The organism is Granulicoccus phenolivorans DSM 17626 = NBRC 107789 = JCM 15570 (assembly GCF_000423085.1).
Classification (GTDB): domain Bacteria; phylum Actinomycetota; class Actinomycetes; order Propionibacteriales; family Propionibacteriaceae; genus Granulicoccus; species Granulicoccus phenolivorans.
Window position 1 is genome coordinate 91,865 of the sequence record NZ_AUHH01000007.1, and the last position, 18,190, is coordinate 110,054.

The 18,190-nt window shown below is 70.2% G+C and carries 19 protein-coding genes; 9 read left to right on the top strand and 10 right to left on the bottom strand.

Going from position 1 to position 18,190, the window contains the following annotated elements; genetic code table 11:
* Nucleotides 1-174: 174 nt before the first annotated feature.
* The 8 genes from G531_RS0102880 to argE all read left to right on the top strand — a co-directional run bounded on the left by G531_RS0102880 (nt 175) and on the right by argE (nt 7,346).
* Nucleotides 175-765: a hypothetical protein gene (locus G531_RS0102880; protein ID WP_026926095.1), complete on the top strand. Its 591-nt coding sequence runs from the start codon at nt 175-177 to the stop codon at nt 763-765.
* Nucleotides 766-1,336: 571 nt separating this feature from the next.
* Nucleotides 1,337-2,314, top strand: a complete 978-nt coding sequence (locus G531_RS20035) for a daunorubicin resistance protein DrrA family ABC transporter ATP-binding protein (protein ID WP_035757061.1) — start codon at nt 1,337-1,339, stop codon at nt 2,312-2,314.
* Nucleotides 2,314-3,177 carry an ABC transporter permease gene (locus G531_RS0102890; protein WP_081683774.1) on the top strand — a complete coding sequence of 288 codons (864 nt, stop codon included), beginning with the start codon at nt 2,314-2,316 and terminating at the stop codon, nt 3,175-3,177. Before G531_RS20035 ends, G531_RS0102890 begins: the two co-directional genes overlap by 1 nt.
* 183 nt (nt 3,178-3,360) lie before the next feature.
* Entirely contained in the window at nt 3,361-3,873 is a 513-nt protein-coding gene (locus G531_RS0102895; RefSeq protein WP_026926097.1) for a hypothetical protein, read from the top strand.
* A gap of 33 nt (nt 3,874-3,906) precedes the next feature.
* Nucleotides 3,907-4,350, top strand: a complete 444-nt coding sequence (locus G531_RS0102900) for a GNAT family N-acetyltransferase (protein WP_026926098.1) — start codon at nt 3,907-3,909, stop codon at nt 4,348-4,350.
* Nucleotides 4,351-4,413: 63 nt separating this feature from the next.
* Nucleotides 4,414-4,827 (top strand): DUF2568 domain-containing protein, encoded by a 414-nt coding sequence (locus G531_RS20040; protein ID WP_035757064.1) that lies wholly within the window; start codon nt 4,414-4,416, stop codon nt 4,825-4,827.
* 16 nt (nt 4,828-4,843) lie between these two features.
* On the top strand, nt 4,844-6,166 hold the full coding sequence (locus tag G531_RS0102910) for an MATE family efflux transporter (RefSeq protein WP_026926099.1): 1,323 nt from the start codon (nt 4,844-4,846) through the stop codon (nt 6,164-6,166).
* 19 nt (nt 6,167-6,185) lie between these two features.
* The gene (gene argE / locus G531_RS0102915; protein WP_026926100.1) at nt 6,186-7,346 is read left to right on the top strand and encodes an acetylornithine deacetylase; all 1,161 of its coding nucleotides are present in this window, start codon (nt 6,186-6,188) and stop codon (nt 7,344-7,346) included.
* Between the two features lie 80 nt (nt 7,347-7,426).
* On the opposite strand, the gene rplI is transcribed toward argE, so the two are convergent.
* From rplI to G531_RS0102955, 8 genes are all read right to left on the bottom strand, one after another.
* Nucleotides 7,427-7,876 (bottom strand): 50S ribosomal protein L9, encoded by a 450-nt coding sequence (rplI, locus tag G531_RS0102920; protein WP_026926101.1) that lies wholly within the window; start codon nt 7,874-7,876, stop codon nt 7,427-7,429.
* Between the two features lie 14 nt (nt 7,877-7,890).
* Nucleotides 7,891-8,127: a 30S ribosomal protein S18 gene (rpsR, locus tag G531_RS0102925; protein WP_026926102.1), complete on the bottom strand. Its 237-nt coding sequence runs from the start codon at nt 8,125-8,127 to the stop codon at nt 7,891-7,893.
* A 98-nt stretch (nt 8,128-8,225) separates the two neighbouring features.
* Nucleotides 8,226-8,813, bottom strand: a complete 588-nt coding sequence (locus G531_RS0102930) for a single-stranded DNA-binding protein (RefSeq protein ID WP_026926103.1) — start codon at nt 8,811-8,813, stop codon at nt 8,226-8,228.
* Nucleotides 8,814-8,905: 92 nt separating this feature from the next.
* Nucleotides 8,906-9,193, bottom strand: coding sequence for a 30S ribosomal protein S6 (rpsF, locus tag G531_RS0102935; RefSeq protein WP_026926104.1), 288 nt, complete (start codon nt 9,191-9,193; stop codon nt 8,906-8,908).
* Nucleotides 9,194-9,462: 269 nt separating this feature from the next.
* The gene (locus G531_RS20045; protein WP_035757067.1) at nt 9,463-11,301 is read right to left on the bottom strand and encodes an AMP-dependent synthetase/ligase; all 1,839 of its coding nucleotides are present in this window, start codon (nt 11,299-11,301) and stop codon (nt 9,463-9,465) included.
* Nucleotides 11,302-11,373: 72 nt separating this feature from the next.
* Nucleotides 11,374-12,195, bottom strand: coding sequence for a hypothetical protein (locus G531_RS20050; protein ID WP_051214969.1), 822 nt, complete (start codon nt 12,193-12,195; stop codon nt 11,374-11,376).
* 8 nt (nt 12,196-12,203) lie between these two features.
* A complete protein-coding gene (dcd, locus tag G531_RS0102950; protein ID WP_026926105.1) occupies nt 12,204-12,779 on the bottom strand; it encodes a dCTP deaminase in 576 nt (191 codons plus the stop codon).
* A 40-nt stretch (nt 12,780-12,819) separates the two neighbouring features.
* The gene (locus G531_RS0102955) at nt 12,820-13,896 is read right to left on the bottom strand and encodes an RDD family protein (RefSeq protein ID WP_026926106.1); all 1,077 of its coding nucleotides are present in this window, start codon (nt 13,894-13,896) and stop codon (nt 12,820-12,822) included.
* Between the two features lie 198 nt (nt 13,897-14,094).
* Between G531_RS0102955 and G531_RS0102960 the strand changes: the two genes are divergently transcribed.
* Complete coding sequence (locus G531_RS0102960) at nt 14,095-15,486, top strand: FAD-binding protein (RefSeq protein ID WP_026926107.1); 1,392 nt, start codon at nt 14,095-14,097, stop codon at nt 15,484-15,486.
* A gap of 84 nt (nt 15,487-15,570) precedes the next feature.
* Here the strand turns inward: G531_RS0102960 and G531_RS24300 are convergent, their stop codons facing one another.
* Both G531_RS24300 and G531_RS0102970 read right to left on the bottom strand, forming a co-directional pair.
* Complete coding sequence (locus G531_RS24300) at nt 15,571-17,256, bottom strand: FHA domain-containing protein (RefSeq protein ID WP_026926108.1); 1,686 nt, start codon at nt 17,254-17,256, stop codon at nt 15,571-15,573.
* Nucleotides 17,257-17,261: 5 nt separating this feature from the next.
* A complete protein-coding gene (locus G531_RS0102970) occupies nt 17,262-18,065 on the bottom strand; it encodes a PP2C family protein-serine/threonine phosphatase (protein WP_026926109.1) in 804 nt (267 codons plus the stop codon).
* Between the last annotated feature and the right edge of the window lie 125 nt (nt 18,066-18,190).

Here is an 18,190-nt window from a genome sequence, read left to right on the forward strand (position 1 = left end):
CTCCGACGGCGGCCCGCCGGTATCGGCATCGTACGGCCCGGTGATCCACCTGAGGCGAGCTACCCCGGTTCCGGGGGACGGGTCCGGTGGAGTTCGGATGCCTCGGGTACCGCGCCGGACGAGCATGGACGGTACGCCCCGCACCCGTCGGGCGGACCGATTCGGAGGCCGACCATGACCCAACTCCTCGAAGACGAACTCTCGCTCAGCGAGGAGCGCCCCGGGCCGGCGGTCATTGCCGTCGCACTGGTGACCGCTGCCTGCTGCCTCGGCTTCGCCGTGTTCAACCTGTGGTTCGAGGCCACCGGGTTCCTCGCCGTCGGCCCGAACGCGGCGTACGCCGAGGCGTTCACGGTCCTCAACTGGCTCGTGGTCGCACTCAAAGTGATCGGGGCGGCCGCGGCCCTGGGATCGGTATCGGGTCGACCGCGCGGACCACTGCAGCGCCTGCTCGGGCTCACCCTGTGGGGTGCCTTCGGGACCCTCGCGATCTACTCCCTCGGCAGTGTGGGGCAGGCCGTTGCCCTGCTGCTCGGTTATCTCGGCGGCCCGGGCCGGCTCACTCCCGAGGCCCTTGCCTACGTCCTGTTCTTCCTGCTGCTCGCCACGGGCTTCGGAGTCCTGGCGGTCTCCTACCGCCGGCGCTTCCGGTTGCGCAGGTGGATTCCGGTGCTGGGCTTCACCGCCGGCCCGCTGGTGTTGCTGGTGGTGCTCCTCGCCGTACCCGCTCTGCTGGCCGCGTTGGGGGTCATGCCGTCGGTGTGATCCATCCGGCTATCCCGACCTCTCCGGCGACGATTGCCCGCCGGAATCGGCAGCCGTACGGCCCGGTGATCGGGTCGTACGCGCGGGCTGCCGCACCGGGGCCCGCGTACACCGGGTGAAGGGCGGCCAGCAGCGAGGCAACGCGCGTGTTTGCGGGCACGTATCGGAGCTCGCGGCCCGCCATCGAGGGCGCGGGCCCTGCAGGACCCGCGCAACGCACGCGGGCCCGCGTACTCGAGCTGGACCCGCGAACAGCACCGAGGCGCGCTGCCCGAGACTGCACCAGGGCCCGCTGACCGGGACTTCAGCCCGCGAACTGCACCAGGGCCCGCGGGCCGGGGTGATCCGGCCGGCGCCGACCTACCCGCCCGGGGCTACCCCCCGGGGCAGGCGCGGAGCACGCCGGCTCAGGGTCGCGATCAGGGGTAATTCGGATGCATCGCGGTGGCCCCGCCTGACACAGTGGACGACAGCCCCCACCCCAACCGGGTCACTGAGGACACGAGCTGTCCTATTCGACCTCTAGCCTCGATCGAGGTCGGAGACACCGGCCCCCAACGAAGGGAGAGCCATGGCCATCATCGAGGCCACCGGTCTCACCAAGATCTATCGCACCCGAAAAAGTGAGGTGCGCGCGCTGGACGGGCTCGACCTGTCGGTGCCCGAGGGCACCGTGAAGGCGCTGCTGGGCCCCAACGGCGCCGGCAAGACCACCACCGTCAAGGTGCTGAACACCCTGATCCGACCGGACGCCGGGACCGCCACGGTCAGTGGGCTGGACGTCCTGCAGCAACCGAGCCGGGTCCGCGAGATCATCGGCGCCTCCGGTCAGTACGCCGCGGTCGATGAGAACCTGACGGCCCGGGAGAACCTGGCGATGGTCGGCAGCCTCTACCACCTGGGCCGGCGCCGATCCCGGGCCCGGGCGACCGAGCTGATCGAGGCCTTCGATCTGGTCGACGCCGCCGATCGGCCGGTGAAGGGGTTCTCCGGCGGCATGCGTCGCCGCATCGACCTGGCCTGCGCGATCGTGATCAACCCGCCGATCCTGTTCCTGGACGAACCGACCACCGGTCTGGATCCGCGCAGCCGACTTGCCTTGTGGGCGATCATCGAGGACCTGGTGCAGACCGGTACCACGGTGCTGCTCACTACGCAGTACCTCGAGGAGGCCGACCAACTGGCCGATCACATCTCGGTGATCGATCAGGGCAAGGTGATCGCCGAGGGCACCGCCGACGAGCTGAAGGCCCAGGTCGGCGGCCACCGGGTCGTGATCACCCTGGTCGATGGCGTCGACCAGGACGTCGCCCGCGATGTGCTGCAGCGCCACGGTGCCGGTCCGGTCCGGGTGACCAGTCCGCGGGATCTGGACGTGGCCGTCGAGCAGGGGCCCGCCGAGCTGCAACTGGTGCTCGGGGAACTGTCTGCCGGCGGCGTACCCCTGCACGATGCCGGCATGCGTCGGCCCACCCTGGACGACGTATTCCTGTCCCTCACCGGCCATGGTGCCGTGGCCGACACCGATACCGAGAGCGAGGTCGCCTGATGACCAGCGACACCCTCACCGCCCCGGTCACCCAGGCGACCAGCCGACGTCTGGTCCCGACTGTCAGCGGAGCGGCAGCCGTGCTGTCGGACTGCTGGACCATCACCAACCGGAATCTGATCAAACTGCGCCGGTCCCCGGACATGATCCTGTTCGCCGTCGCCCAGCCGATCATGTTCGTGCTGCTGTTCAGCCAGGTCTACGGCGGCTCGATCCGGGTGGAGGGCACCGACTACACCAACTACCTGATGGCCGGCATCTTCGGGCAGACCGTGGTCTTCGGCGCCACCTTCTCCGGATCCGGGATGGCCCAGGACCTCAAGGAAGGCCTGATCGACCGATTCCGGACCCTGCCGATGAATCCGATCGCGGTCATCGTCGGACGGACCAGTGCCGACCTGGTGCTGAATGCCATTTCGATGGTGATCATGATCCTGACCGGGCTGGTGGTCGGTTGGCGCTTCACCAATGGCTTCATGTCCTTCCTCGGTGGAGTCGGGCTGTTGCTGTTGTTCGCGTACGCGTTCAGCTGGGTGATGGCACTGCTGGGCATGCTGGTGCGTACCCCGGAGACGATCAACAACGCCTCCTTCATGGTGCTGTTCCCGCTGACGTTCATCTCGAACGCCTTCGTCCAGTCCTCGAACCTGCCGGGCCCGCTGGAGTTCCTGGCCAACTGGAACCCGGTCTCCGGGCTGGTCCAGGCGGCCCGGGAGCTGTTCGGCAACACCGGATCGGCCCCGTTGCCCGACACCTGGCCGATGCAGCACCCGGTGCCGACCGTGCTGATCGGCTCGGTGGTGATGCTCGCCATCTTCGTGCCGTTGTGCGTGGCCCGGTTCAAGAAGATCTCGGCCCGCTGAGCCCCCACCCCCACCCGCAGCGCGCAGAGGCACCCCCGCCTCTGCGCGCTGACAGGGATGGTTACACTCAGCCTCAGCGGGTTGCACAGCCGGGTTTCTTCTGCTGAAGGGGGCAGGATGCATTTCCACGGATTGGTGTACCGGGCCCGTTCCGGCTCATCGCCGGACGGCATAGCGGATCTGTTGAGCGCCACCATCGAGCTCGAGCAGGTCGCCCAGGTATACGTAGGACCGAATCGGGACCAGGACGCCGAGGGGCACACGGGAGCCCTCGCGGTGTTGTTGCCCGAAAGCCGGGGACTGCCGCAGTTGTGGGCGCATCCGGCGTACCGCGAGGTGATGCAGGTGCTGATGGCGGAGTCGACCTCGATCGTGGGGGTCGACATGTCCGGGCCGGCCACCCCGGACCTGACCGCGGCGCGCTACCTGCGCGCCTGGATGATCAGTGACTCCCGCTTCGATGTCAACGCCCTGGCCGACCGGGTCACCCAACTGCGGGAATCGCTCGGCGTGCTCGCCCGCGGCGGCACCAACGGTTCCCGCGAGGCCGGTCGCTTCAATCTGGCGGCCACCGTGGTCGCCGAGAGCCAGGACCAGATGGACCGCTTCGCCGCAGCCCTGAACCCGACCACCATGTTCGACGCCACCGATGCCACGATCGGCCTGCGCCTGGATCCCGCCGACCGCGTCGCGTAGCCGGTCGGCGCGGCGACGCCGTAGCCTGCGGACATGAGGTTCGAGGTCTGTGACGCTGCTCTGATGGATCGCTACCTGGCCGTACGCCGGGAGGTCTTCATCGACGAGCAGGGGGTCAGCGAGGAACTCGAACTCGACGCCGCCGACGACCTGCCGACCACCGTCCACCTGGTCGGTCTGGACGGCGAGGACGCCGTGGCCAGCGGACGCCTGCTCGACGTCGGCTCCCCCACCGTGCTCATCGGCCGGGTCGCCGTCCGCAGCGCCCGGCGCGGCACCGGCCTCGGCCGCCGGATCATGGCGGCCCTGGAAGAGGTGGCCCGGGACCGGGCCACCGGGGATTTCACCCTGGAGCTGCATGCCCAGGAGCATGCCGCCGGGTTCTACGAGTCGCTGGGGTACGCCGTCGCCTCCGAGCCGTACCTGGAGGCGGGTATTCGACACGTCACCATGCGCAAGGCCATGACGGCGTCGTAGTCGCGCCGGGCCGGCTCCCTCCCGAGCCGTCCTGCCCCGCCCCGCCCGGACTACGCTGGCAGTGTGTTCTGGCTCACGCTGGTCTTTCTCGCCGAGCTCGGCGCGTGGGCGGCGATCGGGGTCGCCACGTCCGCCCTGGCCGGTGGCGGCGTACCCGGCGGGCTGCTCGGGGTGGCCGCCGCGGCGGTGGCGATCATCGGCTGGGCGTTCGCGGCCTCGCCCCGATCGCGGGCACCCGGCCCGGTCAAGGTGGTCGTGAAGGTCGTCGTGTTCGGGGCCGCGGTGGTGCTGCTGTTCCTGGCCGGATGGCCGATTCCCGCTGCCGTCCTGGCCCTGATCATCGTCGTCGCGCACGTCGGGGTCGCCCGCACCGCACCCACCCTGCCGGGGGCAGCGACACCGGGAGCAGCGGCGCCCCACTCGGGGGCAGACCCCGCGCACCGGGCACCGAAACCACCCCGGCGACCCCCGGCCTAGGCTCTACGCTGGCCCTGTGTCGGACCAGCCCCCACCCCCGCGCGGCCTGAGCCGGGAGATTCTCGCCCTGGCCGTCCCGGCCTTCGCCACGCTGGTCTCCGAGCCCCTGTTGCTGCTCGCCGATTCCGCGATCATCGGACACCTCGCGACCACCCAACTCGCCGGACTGGCCGTGGCGACCAACATCATCGGGCTGATCAACGGGCTGTGTGTCTTCCTGGCGTACGGGACGACCGCGACGGTCTCGCGTCGGCTGGGCGCCGGCGACCGGCGCGGGGCACTGGCCGGGGGCATCGACGGGATCGTGCTGGCCGCGCTCCTCGGGGTCGCCATCACGATCGCCCTGCAGTTCCTGCAGGAGCCGATCATCGCCCTGTACGGCGCCCCACCCGAGGCGGCCCGGGCGGCCGGGGCGTACCTGCGAATCGCGTCCTTCGGTTTCCCGTTCCTGCTGACCATGCTCGCCTCCACCGGGGTGCTGCGCGGATTGCAGGACACCCGCACCCCACTCAAGGTCACCGTCACGATCAACCTGGCCAACATCGCGCTGGATGTGTTCCTGGTGTACGGGGTCGGCCTCGGGATCGCCGGCTCGGCGCTGGGCACGCTGATCGCGCAGGGAATCGGGTCGCTGATCCTGGGATTCGTGGTGATCCGGGGAGCCCGGCGGCACGGGGTGCGGCTGCGGTTCCACCCCGCCGGGGTGCTCGGCGCGGCACGCTCGGGGGGCTGGCTGTTCCTGCGCACCATCTCGCTGCAGGGCGCGATCACGGTGACCACCTTCGTGGCCACCCACCACGGCTCGATCGTGCTGGCCGCCCACCAGGTGGGGTACACCATCTGGTCCACCCTGGCCTTCGCCCACGACGCGTTGGCCATTGCCGCCCAGGCGATCGTCGGCCGCTACCTGGGGGCCGGGGATGCCGCCAGCACCCGCACGATCACCCGCCGCCTGGTGGTCTGGGGAGTGGGCGCCGGAGTGGTCTTCGGCATCCTCATCGTTGCGGTGCACCGGGTGCTCCCGGCGGTGTTCACCCCGGACCCGGCGGTGCAGGCGCAGATCTCGGCGATGCTGCTGGTGGTCGCCGCCCTGCAGCCGATCGCCGGGGTGGTCTTCGTCCTCGACGGCGTCCTGATCGGAGCCGGGGACGCCCGCTACCTCGCCGTCGCCGGGGTGATCACCCTGGTGGCGTACCTGCCCTGCGCGTTGCTGGTCGACCAGACCCGGGCCGGCCTGGTCTGGCTGTGGATCGCGTTCGGGGTGTTCATGCTGGCTCGGGGGGTGACCCTGACTGCCCGCGCCCGCGGTTCCCGCTGGATGCGGTTGGGCGCGCGCTGAGTCGGGCTAAGGTGGCGCCATGCCGGAACCCCGCAGCCTCGACTGGGCCCAACGCCTCATCCGCATCGACTCCACCAGCCGGATCAGCAACCGCCCGGTGATCGACCTGATCGCCGCCGAGGCGACCCGGCTCGGGCTGGATCCGCAGCTCTGCCCCAACCCGGACGGGACGAAGGCGAATCTGCTGATCACCGTGCCGGCCGCCGACGGAACCCGCAGCGGCGGGGTGATCCTGTCCGGGCACTCCGACTGCGTCCCGGTCGACGGACAGGACTGGACCAGCGACCCGTTCACCCCCGAGGTCCGCGACGGCAAGCTGTACGGCCGCGGCTCGGCCGACATGAAGGGCTACCTGGGGGTCCTGGTCACCCTGCTGCCGGACATGATCGCCGCCCGGTTGACCGAGCCGATCCATCTGGCGATCTCCTACGACGAGGAGCCGGGCTGTGTCGGCGGCGAGCAGATCGTCCGCGACATTGCCGAGCGCGGCCTGGCCCCGCGCGCCGCGGTGATCGGGGAACCGTCGATGATGCGGGTGATCACCGGGCACAAGTCGGTGACGATGGGCGTTGCCACCGTCCGGGGCCGGGCCGCGCATTCCTCGCTCACCAACCAGGGCGTCAACGCGATCGAGTACGCCGCCCGGCTGATCGGCTTCCTCCGCGAGATCGGGGTCTCCTGGCGTACCGAGGGTCCCTTCGACGAGGGCTACGAAGTGATGTACTCCACAATCGGCACGAACCTGATCCATGGTGGCATCGTGGTGAACACCGTCCCGCAGGACTGCACCTTCGAATTCGACTTCCGGACCATTCCCGCGGTCGACATGTACGCCACGATGGACCGGATCCGGGCAAAGGCGGCCGAACTCGAGGCCGAGATGCAGGCGGTCGACCCGGCGACCTTCCTGCGGATCGAGGCGCGGGTGCAGGTGCCCGGGCTGGGCACCGACCCGGACGCGGACGTCGTCGCCCTGGCGCACCGGCTGGGCGGGATCCCGTCGACCGATCAGGTCACCTATGGCACCGAGGCGGGTCAGTTCTCCCGGGCCGGGATGCCCGCGGTGGTCTGCGGCCCCGGCGACATCCAGGTCGCCCATCGCGCCGACGAGTTCGTCCCACTGGAGCAGTTGGTCGCCGCCGAGGAGTTCGTCCTCAGCCTGATCGCCGAACTGAGCTGAACCCGGCCCACCCCGAGCACACTCGAACCCAGAACGGCCGGCCCCCACGTGGGGACCGGCCGTTCAGCTGGTGGGGTCGCTCACTGAGCGGCGACGACCTCCACCGGGAGCTTCGCGGTCACGGCATCGTGGAGCTTGACGCCCACCGACGCGGTTCCGACCTGCTTGATCGGCTTGGCGATCTTGATGGCGCGCTTGTCGAGGGCCGGGCCACCGGCCTTCTTCACGGCCTGGGCGATGTCGGCGGCCGTGACGCCACCGAACAGCTTGCCGTTCTCGCCGGCGTTGACCGCAACCTGCACGGTCAGGCCCTCGATCTGCTCGCGGACCTCCTTGGCGTGATCCAGCGAGCGGATCTCCCGGGCGTCGCGCGCCCGCTTGATGCCCTCGATCTGCTTCTCCGCGCCCTTGGTCCACCGGAGGGCGAACCCGCGGGGCAGCAGGTAGTTGCGGCCGTAGCCGTCCTTGACGTCGACGACGTCGCCGGCGATCCCGAGGTGGTCCACCGCGGCAGTCAGGATGAGCTTCATGCTGGTGTCCTTTCTCAGCGGGCCGTCGAGGCGTACGGCAGCAGGGCGACTTCGCGCGCGTTCTTGATCGCCAGGGCGATCTTGCGCTGATCCTGCACGGACAGTCCGGTCACCCGACGGGCACGGATCTTGCCGCGCTCGGAGATGAACTTGCGCAGGGTGTTGATGTCCTTGTAGTCGATGTTGGCGACCCGGGTCGACTTGACCGGTACCGCCTTCTTCGGCTTCATCGGCTTGCGAGGTGATGCCATTGTGGTGCTCTCCCTTTCAGTTGAGCCCGGCTTGCGCCGGAATGGTTCGATTGAGGATTCCCCGAGGGGAGGGGGCCCGGAGCCCGGGCCGGATGGGATCAAAAGGGCGGATCCTCGTTCTGGGCCTGCGCCCAGGGATCGTTGCCCGCCGAACGGTTCCCACCTTGGTTGCCCTGGTTGGCCGGGCTGCCCTGGCCCCAGGGATCGTTCTGCTGCTGGCGCGGCTGACCGCCACCGCCGTAGCCCCCATCGGAGCCACCGCCGTAGTTGCCACCGCCGCCACCGCCGCCGTAGTTGCCGCCACCGCCGCCGGATCCGCCGCCACTGGTGCGGGTCACCTTCGCGGTCGCGTACCGCAACGACGGCCCGATCTCGTCGACATCGAGTTCGAACACCGTCCGCCGCGAGCCGTCCTGCGCCTCGTAGGAGCGCGACTTGAGTCGGCCCTGCACGACGACGCGGGTGCCCTTGGTGAGCGACTCGGCGACGTTCTCGGCCACCTGCCGCCACACGGCGCAGTTGATGAACATGGCTTCGCCGTCACGCCATTCATTGGCCTGTCGGTCGAAGTTCCGCGGGGTGGACGCGACGGTGAAGTTGGCCACCGCTGCCCCCGACGGGGTGAATCGCAGCTCGGGGTCGGCGGTCAGATTGCCGACCAACGTGATGATTGTTTCGCCTGCCATGAACTCTCCGGATCGATCGTCGATGCTTCGGGACCAAGACTGCCACCGGCCCCCGACAAAAAATCAGTGGGCCGCAGTCCGGTGATCGGGGCTCACTTGTCGAGCAGGAACACCTTGGTGCGCATGATCTGCTCGTTGATGCCGAACTGACGATTCAGCTCCTGCACGTCGGCAGGGGTGCTGGTCAGCTTGAGCACGACGTAGATGCCTTCGGTCTTCTTGTTGATCTCGGTGGCGAGCCGACGCTTGCCCCACAGATCGAACTCGTCGACGCTGCCGCCGTTGTTGGTGATCAGCTCGAGGTACTTCTCCACCCGGGGAGTCACCTGACGCTCGTCCAGCTCGGGGCTGATGATCATCATGATCTCGTACTTGCGCATACGCGTACTCCACCTCCTCTGGTCTTGCGGCCATGGGTCTGTCCCATGGCAGGAGGGCGAATGCTGCCCGGCCCAATCGGTGGCCCGGGCGGTTCGATGAACCAAGGGACAACGTTATCGGGTTTGCGACCCCGGACCAAGTCCGGAATCGCGCTTCGGTGCGGTCAGGCAGCGTCACAGTGGGGTCCGCAGCTTCGGCGCGCCGGGACGCCGGGTTACCGATGGTGACGTTGGGTGGATGTGGTGAAGCTCGACCCGCGGGCGCGGCGCTACTTCACCCGGTTCGCGATGGTGTCGTACATCTCCTTGATGTCGGCACCGTAGCGACGGATCGCCTCGCGCCGCCGGACCTTGAGGGTCGGGGTGAGGATCCCGTTGTCCAGGTTGAACTCCTCGGGGATCAGGGTGAACCCACGGATCTGTTCATAGCCGGGCAGGTCGGCGGTCGCTTCGGCGATCCGTTGGTGCACCACGTGGCGCACCTTGTGGTTGCGGACCAGTTCCTCCACCGGTCCGTGTACGCCGAGTTCCCCGGCGATCCGCTCCAGCTCGGGGACGTAGGGCCGGATCAGGGCGGTCAGGCAGGGCCGGTTGTCCCCGATGACGACGGCGTACTCGATCAGCGGGTCGGCCATCAGTTCGGCCTCCAGCGGGCCGGGGGCGATGTTCTTGCCCCCCTCGGTGACGATCAGGTCCTTCATCCGGTCGGTGATCCGCAGATAGCCGTGCTCGTCGATCCAGCCGACATCCCCGGTGCGCAGCCAGCGCTTGCCGTCGGGGTCGGTGACGATGACCTGGCTGGTCGCCTCGGGCTTGTTCCAGTAGCCGACCATGATGTTGGGGCCGCTGAACCAGATCTCGCCGTGTCCGGGTTCGAAGGTGCTCTCCGGTGGCGGCACGATCTTCAACTCCCCGCCCGGCAGGACCTGGCCCACGGTGCCGAACTGCCAACCGTGCAGCCGGTTGAAGGTGATCAGCGGCGCGGCCTCGGTGAGCCCGTAGCCCTCGTTGATCAGGATGCCGGCGGCCCAGAAGAACTCCGCGACCTCCTGGCGCAGCGGCGCCCCGCCGGAGGACAGCAGCTTCTTGGGCCCGCCGATGGCCTCCCGGATGCTGGAGAAGACCAGCTTGTCGGCGATCCGCAGTTGCTCGGTGAGGACGCGGCTGCGCTTGTCCCCGGCCAGCTGGGCCTGCCGGCCCACCTCCAGGGCCCACTTGAGGATGCCGCTGCGTACCTTGGAACCGGCGACCTTCTGGTGCACCACCGCGTACACCTGCTCGTACAGCCGCGGCACACTCACCATCACGTTCGCCCGGGTCTGCGGCATCGCCTCGGCGATCCGCTTCGGATCCGGCAACAGTGTGATCTGCGCACCCAGCGACAGCAGCAGGAAACTCCAGGCGCGCTCGAAGGAATGACTCAGCGGCAGGAAGGCCAGCCCCTGGTCCTCGCAGTCCAACGGGAACGCGTCCACGCAGGATTCGATCTCGTGCAGGAAGGCCTGATGGGTGAGCATCACGCCCTTGGGCTCCCCGGTGGTGCCGGAGGTGTAGATCAGCGTCGCCAGGTCGGTTCCGGTGACCCGGTCGGCCCGGGCCCGGACCTCCTCGGCCCGGTCGGGGTGCCGGGCCAGCAGGGTGGCGAAATCGGTGCAGACCCGGCCCTGACCGGCCGCCGCGTCCAGCTGTACGCCGGGATCGAAGCTGATCACCACGGGCGGATCGGCAAGCTCGTTGACCACCGCGCCGACCCGTTCGGCCTCGGACTGCCCGGCCACGAAGATGACCTTGGCGCCGGAGTCGGCGAGGATGTGGTGGACCTGGTGCGGGGTCGAGGTCTGGTAGAGCGGAACGGTGACGGCGCCGATGTGCAGGCAGGCCAGATCGGCCACCAACCACTCCGGCCGATTGCCGGAGAAGATCCCTACCCGATCGCCGTGCTCGACGCCGAGATCGATCAGGGCCGCGCCCAGCCAGGTGATCTCCTGACCCAACTCGGCATAGCTGGTCACCGCGAAATCGGATCCTTCGGCGATCCGCAGGGCCGTTCGGGTGGGCCAGGTCTTCGTTGACCGTTCGAACAGCCGCCCCAGGGTTTCTGCTGTCATTGACTTCTGCTCACCTTCGTCCGTGATACTCCACCGTAGCCCAGTGGCTTCGGCAACACCGCCGGTGGTGGACTATTGACCGGGCTCGGATTCGGCCGGGGCCTGTTCGGGCTGGGCCGGGCTGAAGGCGAGCACCCCGCAGGCCACCGTCGCGACCAGGATCGCCAGCACCGCCGGCCAGGCCCACCCCGGCCGGACGGTGTCGCCCAACCAGTACCAGCCGATCACGCCCGGCACGATGATCTCCACCACCCACAGCAGGGCGGTGGCCGGGCCGACGCTGCCCTGCTCCAGGGCCCGCGCATAGGCGAGCATCCCGATCGCGCCGAAGCCCAGCACCAGCCAGAGGGTCCACGACCCCAGCAGCCCGACCAGTCCATGGTCCAGGGGCAGGCCGCGGGCACCGACCGCCGCCCCGGAGAACCCCAGGCCCGCCAGCACGGCCATCACCGCCGGATGGTGCCGGCGATACAGCACCGCCACGGCGATCCCGACTCCGACCAGCCCGACCAGCAGGACCTCGTCGAAGAGGATCGAGGGCCGCACCGCGGCCTCGGTGCCGGACGCCGCACCGACCACGACCAGCGCGATCACCGTGGCGACCACGGCCACGACGTCGCGGCGCAACAGCCGCGCCCCGAGGAACAGCCGGGCCAGCAGAACCGTCACCGCCAACGACCCGGCCAGCACCGCCTGCACGGTGAACAGCGGCAGCGCCTGCATCGCGACCACCGACGACACCCAGGCCAGCAGATCCAGGCCCATCCCGACCAGGTAGCCCGGCTGCACCACCACCCGGGCGCCGGTGGCCCGGCGCGCGGCCACGGCCTGGATCACCGAGGCCGCGCCGTAGCAGAGCATGCCGACCACGGCGGCGACCCACGCCACCGGCACTGACACACTCAGAGCTGGGTCCGATGAAAATTCAGCGCCGAGCGGCTCGGGGTCGGTCCGCGCTGCCCCTGGTACCGGGACTGGTTGCGTTCTGATCCGTAGGGGAACTCCGCCGCAGAGGTGAGCTGGAAGAAGCAGAACTGGCCGATCTTCATCCCCGGCCACAGTTTGATCGGCAGCGTCGCGACGTTGGACAGCTCGAGGGTGACGTGACCGGAGAAGCCGGGATCGATGAATCCGGCGGTGGAGTGGGTCAACAACCCGAGTCGGCCCAGTGAGGACTTGCCCTCCAACCGGGCAGCGATGTCGTCGGGCAGGGACACCGACTCGTACGTCGCCCCGAGGACGAATTCGCCGGGATGCAGCACGAACGGGTCGTCGCCGTCGGGTTCGACCAGCCGGGTGAGTTCGGACTGCGGCTCGGCCGGGTCGATCACCGGGTACTTGTGGTTCTCGAAGACCCGGAAGTACCGATCCAGGCGTACGTCGATGCTGGAGGGCTGCACCATGGCGGGCAGGTACGGATCGAGCACGATCCGGCCGGCATCGATCTGAGTCCGCAGATCTCGGTCTGACAGAAGCATGGGGCCGAGATTACCGGCTCATTCGCGCCGAGGTTACCGCTCACTCACGCAGCAACTGCAGCACATGATCGCCGAAGGAGACCCGCTGTCCCTCGCCGACCCGCGCCGCCTCGCCGGGATTCAGCCGGCGGAACCGGCCGCCGGGCTCCTCGACCCCCGAGCCGTTGGTCGAGCCACAATCCATCACGAACACCCCGTCCCGGTCGAGGGCAACCAGCAGGTGGGTCTTGGAGACCGTACGCGTGGCGTCGTCCACCCGGACCGGGGCGGCGGGTTCGCCCGGCCGGGGTTCGGGATTGCGGCCGAGCAGCACGGCCGGACGCACCGGGAGCCGCCGCCCGTCGGCCAGGGCGATCACCCAGCCGACCTCCGGTGCGGACCGGACCGTCGGCGGGGTGTGCCGGCTGCCCGGCGGGGCGACCGAGGTGGCGTCAGGGTCGTCCGGCGTCGAGACCGGACGCGGGGATGGCGTCGAGACCGGAGGTGCCGGCTGTGCCGAGACCGGGGGTGCCGGCTGTGCCGGGGGTGGCGGCGTACCGGCGGCTGCGGTCAGATGCGCCGGCAGGCCGACCGTACGCGCCCGGGGTCGCGGCTGCGGCGCCATCGGCCGCTCCCGGGCCACCGGCCGCTGCGACACCACGATGGCCCCGGCGGCCCGGTCGTGCCAGCCCCGGTACTGATCGTCGATCACCAGCCACACCAGCATCAGGATGTAGGGGACGATGAGGGCGGCCAGCACCCCGGCGGCCAATTGTCGGGCGGCGAAGCGTCCCCACCCGATCTGCCGCCCGTCGCGGATCCCGACGATCTCCAGCCCGAGCACGCGCATGCCGGGGGTCGCGGCCCGCTCGGCCCCCGACCACCAGACGAAGCCCGCCCAGCCGAGCAGGATCAGCCCGGCCAGCACGGTCACCACCAGCAGGACATTCGCGTTGGTGATCACCGTCAGGCCGAGCCCGTACGCCGCGACCACCACCAGCGGCACGATCGAATCCACCACCGCGGCCAGGAAGCGCAGACCCAGCCCGGCCGGCTCGGCAGTGGGCCCCTCGGCCGCCGGAATCCCGGAGTTGCCCGGAGCGGGCGTACCGGGGGCGGGGGCGTACGACTCGGTCATCACCCTCCTGCAGTTCGCCGGGTCCATCAGCACTCGCGGGCTACGGTAGCGCGGCCGGTGGCGCATTCCCCGCTCCAACGGACCCGCGACCTCTCCCCTTCGACCCCGCGCACCGAAGTTTCGTGTACCATCGCGAAATAACGGAGATCTGCGCCTCAACGTAGAGCCGCGGAATCCTGGTCGGCGAAAGGTGCGCCCATGGATTACTACAACCTCGTCGTGGTCGGAGCCGGAATGGGTGGCCTGGTCGCCGCCAATCGTGGCCTCGATCGCGGACTGTCGGTCTGTCTGGTGGAGGCCTCCGAGCGTCCCGGCGGCTCGATGAAATTCTCCGGCGGCATCGTGTGGACCGCCAACGATCGCGACACCCTGCGCCGGATCGCTCCCGACGGTGACCCGGCGCTGCAGGCCGCCCTGGTCGAGGGGGTCGACGAACTGTGGAACTACCTCGAGGAGATCGGGGTCGAGCTGAAGCCGGAGGAGGACATCATCGGCGTCGGCCGTGGCCGCCGCTTCGCCGGAACCACCACCGGTATCCAGGAACCGGTCGCCCTGCACCTGTACCAGCGCTTCCTCAACGGCGGTGGCACCTATGTCGGCCGGACCCGGGTCGAGGACGTGCAGGTGGCCGACGGTTCGCTCACCATCACCGGTACCGGCGCCTGGGATGCGGCGTACGCGGTCCGCGCCGGCGGCCTGATCTTCGCCTCGGGTGGTTATCACGCCAGCAAGGAACTGGTCCAACAGCATGTCGGCGGTGACCTGTCCCGGATCGTCCTGCGCGGCAACGTGGAGAGTCGGGGCACCGCGCTCGAGATCGGGCAGCGGCTGGGGGCCGCGGTGACCGACCGGCTGGACACCTTCTACGGCCATTCGCTGGCCTATCCGATCCACTACGAGACCCCGATCAACTGGATCCGGGTCGGGCAGTACTACACCGACCATTGCGTCATCGTCGGTTGGGACGGCCTGCGCTTCGTCGACGAGGGCTCCGGCGTCCTGGAAGAGGTCATGCCGCAGCACGCGGCGCGGCGCGCGGATCCCCGCTATCTGGCGATCTTCGACGACCGGGTGTACCGGGAGCGGGTGCTGCGCCTCGGCGTCGCGCCGGGCACCGCCGGCGGGGGTGGCGACCATGATTCGTTCCAGTTGGCCGCCGATCTGGGCGCCCGCACCGCCCGGGCCGACACCCTGGCCGAGCTGGTCGACCAGGTGGCCGACTGGGGCGTGGACCCCGCGACGCTGACCCGGACCCTGGCGGAGTACAACACCGTCTGCCGTGACGGCGACCCGACGGTGGACCTGTCCCCGGCCCGGACCCGGTTCGCCGATCCGGTGGCCCAGGGGCCGTTCCGGGCGGTGGCGCTGATCCCGGGCATCACCTTCACCACCGGCGGACTCCGGGTGACCGGCGAGTTCCGGCTGCAGGATGCCGCCGGCGCGGCGGTGGCCGGGCCGGTGTACGCGGTGGGCGCGGACGCCGGCGGGGTGTACGCCCCGTACTATGCCGGGGGTCTGGCCTGGGCCGGGGTGGGTGGACTGCGCGCCGCCGACGCGATCCACGCCGCCCTCGCCGCGACGCCGGCCTGAGCGACCCGCGGGTGCGGGCCGGCCCACGGTGGCCGGCCCGCTCCCGTCAGTTGATTGCTCCGGGTCCGGGTCGATCGATCCGGGTCAGGGCTGATCGACCTTGATCCGGATGCCGTCGCCGAGGTCGAGGATGCAGCCGGGCTGGATCCGGACCGCCTCGCCGGGGGTCAGCCGCTCCGCCTCGTGCCGACCGGGCCACAACAGCGCGGTGCCGTTGGTCGAATGCAGATCGGTGACCGTCAGTTCCCAGCCCTCCGGCGCGATCTGGAGGTGGGTCCGGGAGATGTCGTTGCTGGGGCTGGGCACGGTCAGCAGCTTCGGCAACTGCTCGCGGCCGACCCGGTTCGCCGCCGGGGAGCGTCCGATCAGCACCGGCCGATCCACTTCGACCTCGCCGCCGGAACTGGGCCGCAGCACGGCCAGCACCGGTCGCGGTACCGGATGCGGCTGCCCGCCGGTCGGGTTGCCGCACACCCGGCAGCGCTGGTTCTCCGGTGGGTTGGGGTGGCCGAGGCTGCACTCGACCGCGAGGACCATGCCCTCCTCCAACTGCTGCGGTCCGGGGCCCTGCGCACCGGGTCCCTGGGGTGCCGGACCCGGCTGGCCGGGACCCTGCGGACGCTCCGGAGCCGCCCACTGCTGATGCTGCGGCGGCGGCGCATCCGCCTGCCGCTGCGGGGTGTACGCGGGGCTGAACCCCGCACCGTAGCCGGGACCGCCCTGCTCGCCGTACCCGCGCTGGGGCTGGCTCTGCGCGCCCGCGGCGGGGCTGAAGCCGAACGGATCGGGCCGGCCCTGCGGCCCACCCTGCTGCCCCGGACCCTGCGGCCCACCCGGCTGACCCGGACCCTGCGGCCCACCCGGGCCCCCGAACGGGAGGGGAGCGGGGCCGGCCGGGCCCCCGGGGATCGGCCCGCCCGCCGCGGCGGCCCCGACCGGGGCCGGCGGGCCGGGATAGGGCGGGATCGCTCCGGCGCCGGGGACGTCGGCCTCCTCTGCGTGCGCCTCGGCCGCGTACCGGTCGGCGGGGCGTTCGGCGGGCCGGCCCGCCGCGGGGAAAGCGAACGGGTTCGCGTCGGGGGCCGCCGGCTCGGGTCGGCCCTGGGCCGGCCGATCGTACTGGGTGTCGAGATCCTCGATCGCCATCGGCTCGGTCTCCCCGAGGCCTTCGGCCCCGGCCCCGGCAACCCCGGCCCGGACAGCCCCGGCCTGCCCAGACCCGGCCTGCCCAGCCCCGGCGTGGGCGGCACCGGCGTCCTGGGGGCTGCGGATCACCGCGGCATCGGTGGCATCGAGATCGATCACCGAGGCCGCGACCCCGCCGACCACCAGCGGCAGTTGCAGCACCCGGTCCATCTCGACGGTTTCCATTTCCACCCGGACCCGGCGCACATCGCCCAGTCCGACCTCGTTCCAGGTGAGGTAGCCCGCCCCGTCGGCGATCACCTCGGAGGTGTCCAGGTTGCGTACCTGCAACTGGCCGCGGACCAGCGACCGCATCTGGTTCCCGGCCCAGAAGAAGGCCGCGAAATCAGGCATCATGTCGAGCCGGTACTGGGCCAGCTGTTCGACCAGGTTCTCCAGGGAATCCGCCCCCACCAGGGTTTCCCAGATCTGGTTGAGCTTCGCCGAGGCCTTCGGCGGCGCGGGCTGCAGGATCACCAGCGACGTCGGCCCGGACAGGACCACCCACCGTCCGGGCGCATACACCGCGCGCCATTTCCCGGTCGTCCTCATCCCGGCGGGGTTCTCCCCGGCTGTGTTCACCATTGTCGTCAACTCCCGTTCTCGGAGATCGCCACGGTCAGTTCCTCGATGCCGCCCACCCGGGCCCGGGTGAGGTCGGTGTCCTCGGTGAGACTTCCGACGTCGACCACGATCACTGACACATTGTCACGCGCGCCCAGCCTCAGGGCCAGCGCAAGGCACTTGTCCACAGCCTCGATCGGATCCGGGGTGCCCCGCAGGATTTCCTCCACCCGGGGCAGCGGAGTCTCCCGCAGCAGGCCGTCGGAGCACAGCAGCAGCCGGTCCCCGGTCACCATCGGAACCAGCCAGAAATCCGGGTCGAAGGGCTCCTCGGCCCCGACCGCCCGGGTCACCACGTTGCGATCGGGATGTTTGCGGGCCTGCTCGGGGGTGAGCTGGCCGGCATCGACCATCTCCTGGACCAGCGAGTGGTCCACGCTCACCTGGGTGAGTTCCCAGGGTTCCCCGCTGAGCCGGTACACCCGGGAATCGCCCACGTTGAAGATCATCCAGTACGCCTGGTCCCCCACCGACAGGCCGACCGCGCCGCAGGCGGTCGAGGCGGCCTCGTGCCCGTCCTGCATCTGGGCCCGGCGTACGGCCAGGTGGCACTCCTCCAGCGTGGCGACCACCTGGTCGGGGGTGAGCGGCGCGGTCAGCGCCAGTTCGGCGAACCGATCGGTGATCAGCCGACTCGCCACCTGCCCGCCCACCGAGCCGGACACCCCGTCGGCCACCACGAAGACCGGCGAGAGTGCCAGCACTGCGTCCTCGTTGGCGCTCTTGACCGCTCCGCGGTGGGTCAGTGCTCCGTACGTCAGGATGTCCACGCGGTCACCCTAATGCTCGAGGGCTTGACGCGCGCCCTTCTTCCTGGCGCCAGGGCCAGGTCACCTGCACCACTACTTCAGCCTCGGGCGGTGTTCGGGCCCCCTTGCGGCCACCCTCCACCGCT

Excerpts from the sequence above, each read along its gene's own strand:
- argE (WP_026926100.1), top strand. The coding sequence starts at position 6,186 with ATGCCGGAACCCCGCAGCCTCGACTGGGCCCAACGCCTCATCCGCATC.
- G531_RS0102960 (WP_026926107.1), top strand. The coding sequence starts at position 14,095 with ATGGATTACTACAACCTCGTCGTGGTCGGAGCCGGAATGGGTGGCCTG.
- G531_RS0102955 (WP_026926106.1), bottom strand. The coding sequence starts at position 13,896 with ATGACCGAGTCGTACGCCCCCGCCCCCGGTACGCCCGCTCCGGGCAAC.
- G531_RS0102900 (WP_026926098.1), top strand. The coding sequence starts at position 3,907 with ATGAGGTTCGAGGTCTGTGACGCTGCTCTGATGGATCGCTACCTGGCC.
- G531_RS24300 (WP_026926108.1), bottom strand. The coding sequence starts at position 17,256 with ATGGTGAACACAGCCGGGGAGAACCCCGCCGGGATGAGGACGACCGGG.
- rpsR (WP_026926102.1), bottom strand. The coding sequence starts at position 8,127 with ATGGCATCACCTCGCAAGCCGATGAAGCCGAAGAAGGCGGTACCGGTC.
- rplI (WP_026926101.1), bottom strand. The coding sequence starts at position 7,876 with ATGAAGCTCATCCTGACTGCCGCGGTGGACCACCTCGGGATCGCCGGC.
- G531_RS20045 (WP_035757067.1), bottom strand. The coding sequence starts at position 11,301 with ATGACAGCAGAAACCCTGGGGCGGCTGTTCGAACGGTCAACGAAGACC.
- G531_RS20035 (WP_035757061.1), top strand. The coding sequence starts at position 1,337 with ATGGCCATCATCGAGGCCACCGGTCTCACCAAGATCTATCGCACCCGA.
- rpsF (WP_026926104.1), bottom strand. The coding sequence starts at position 9,193 with ATGCGCAAGTACGAGATCATGATGATCATCAGCCCCGAGCTGGACGAG.
- G531_RS0102930 (WP_026926103.1), bottom strand. The coding sequence starts at position 8,813 with ATGGCAGGCGAAACAATCATCACGTTGGTCGGCAATCTGACCGCCGAC.
- G531_RS0102890 (WP_081683774.1), top strand. The coding sequence starts at position 2,314 with ATGACCAGCGACACCCTCACCGCCCCGGTCACCCAGGCGACCAGCCGA.
- G531_RS0102880 (WP_026926095.1), top strand. The coding sequence starts at position 175 with ATGACCCAACTCCTCGAAGACGAACTCTCGCTCAGCGAGGAGCGCCCC.
- dcd (WP_026926105.1), bottom strand. The coding sequence starts at position 12,779 with ATGCTTCTGTCAGACCGAGATCTGCGGACTCAGATCGATGCCGGCCGG.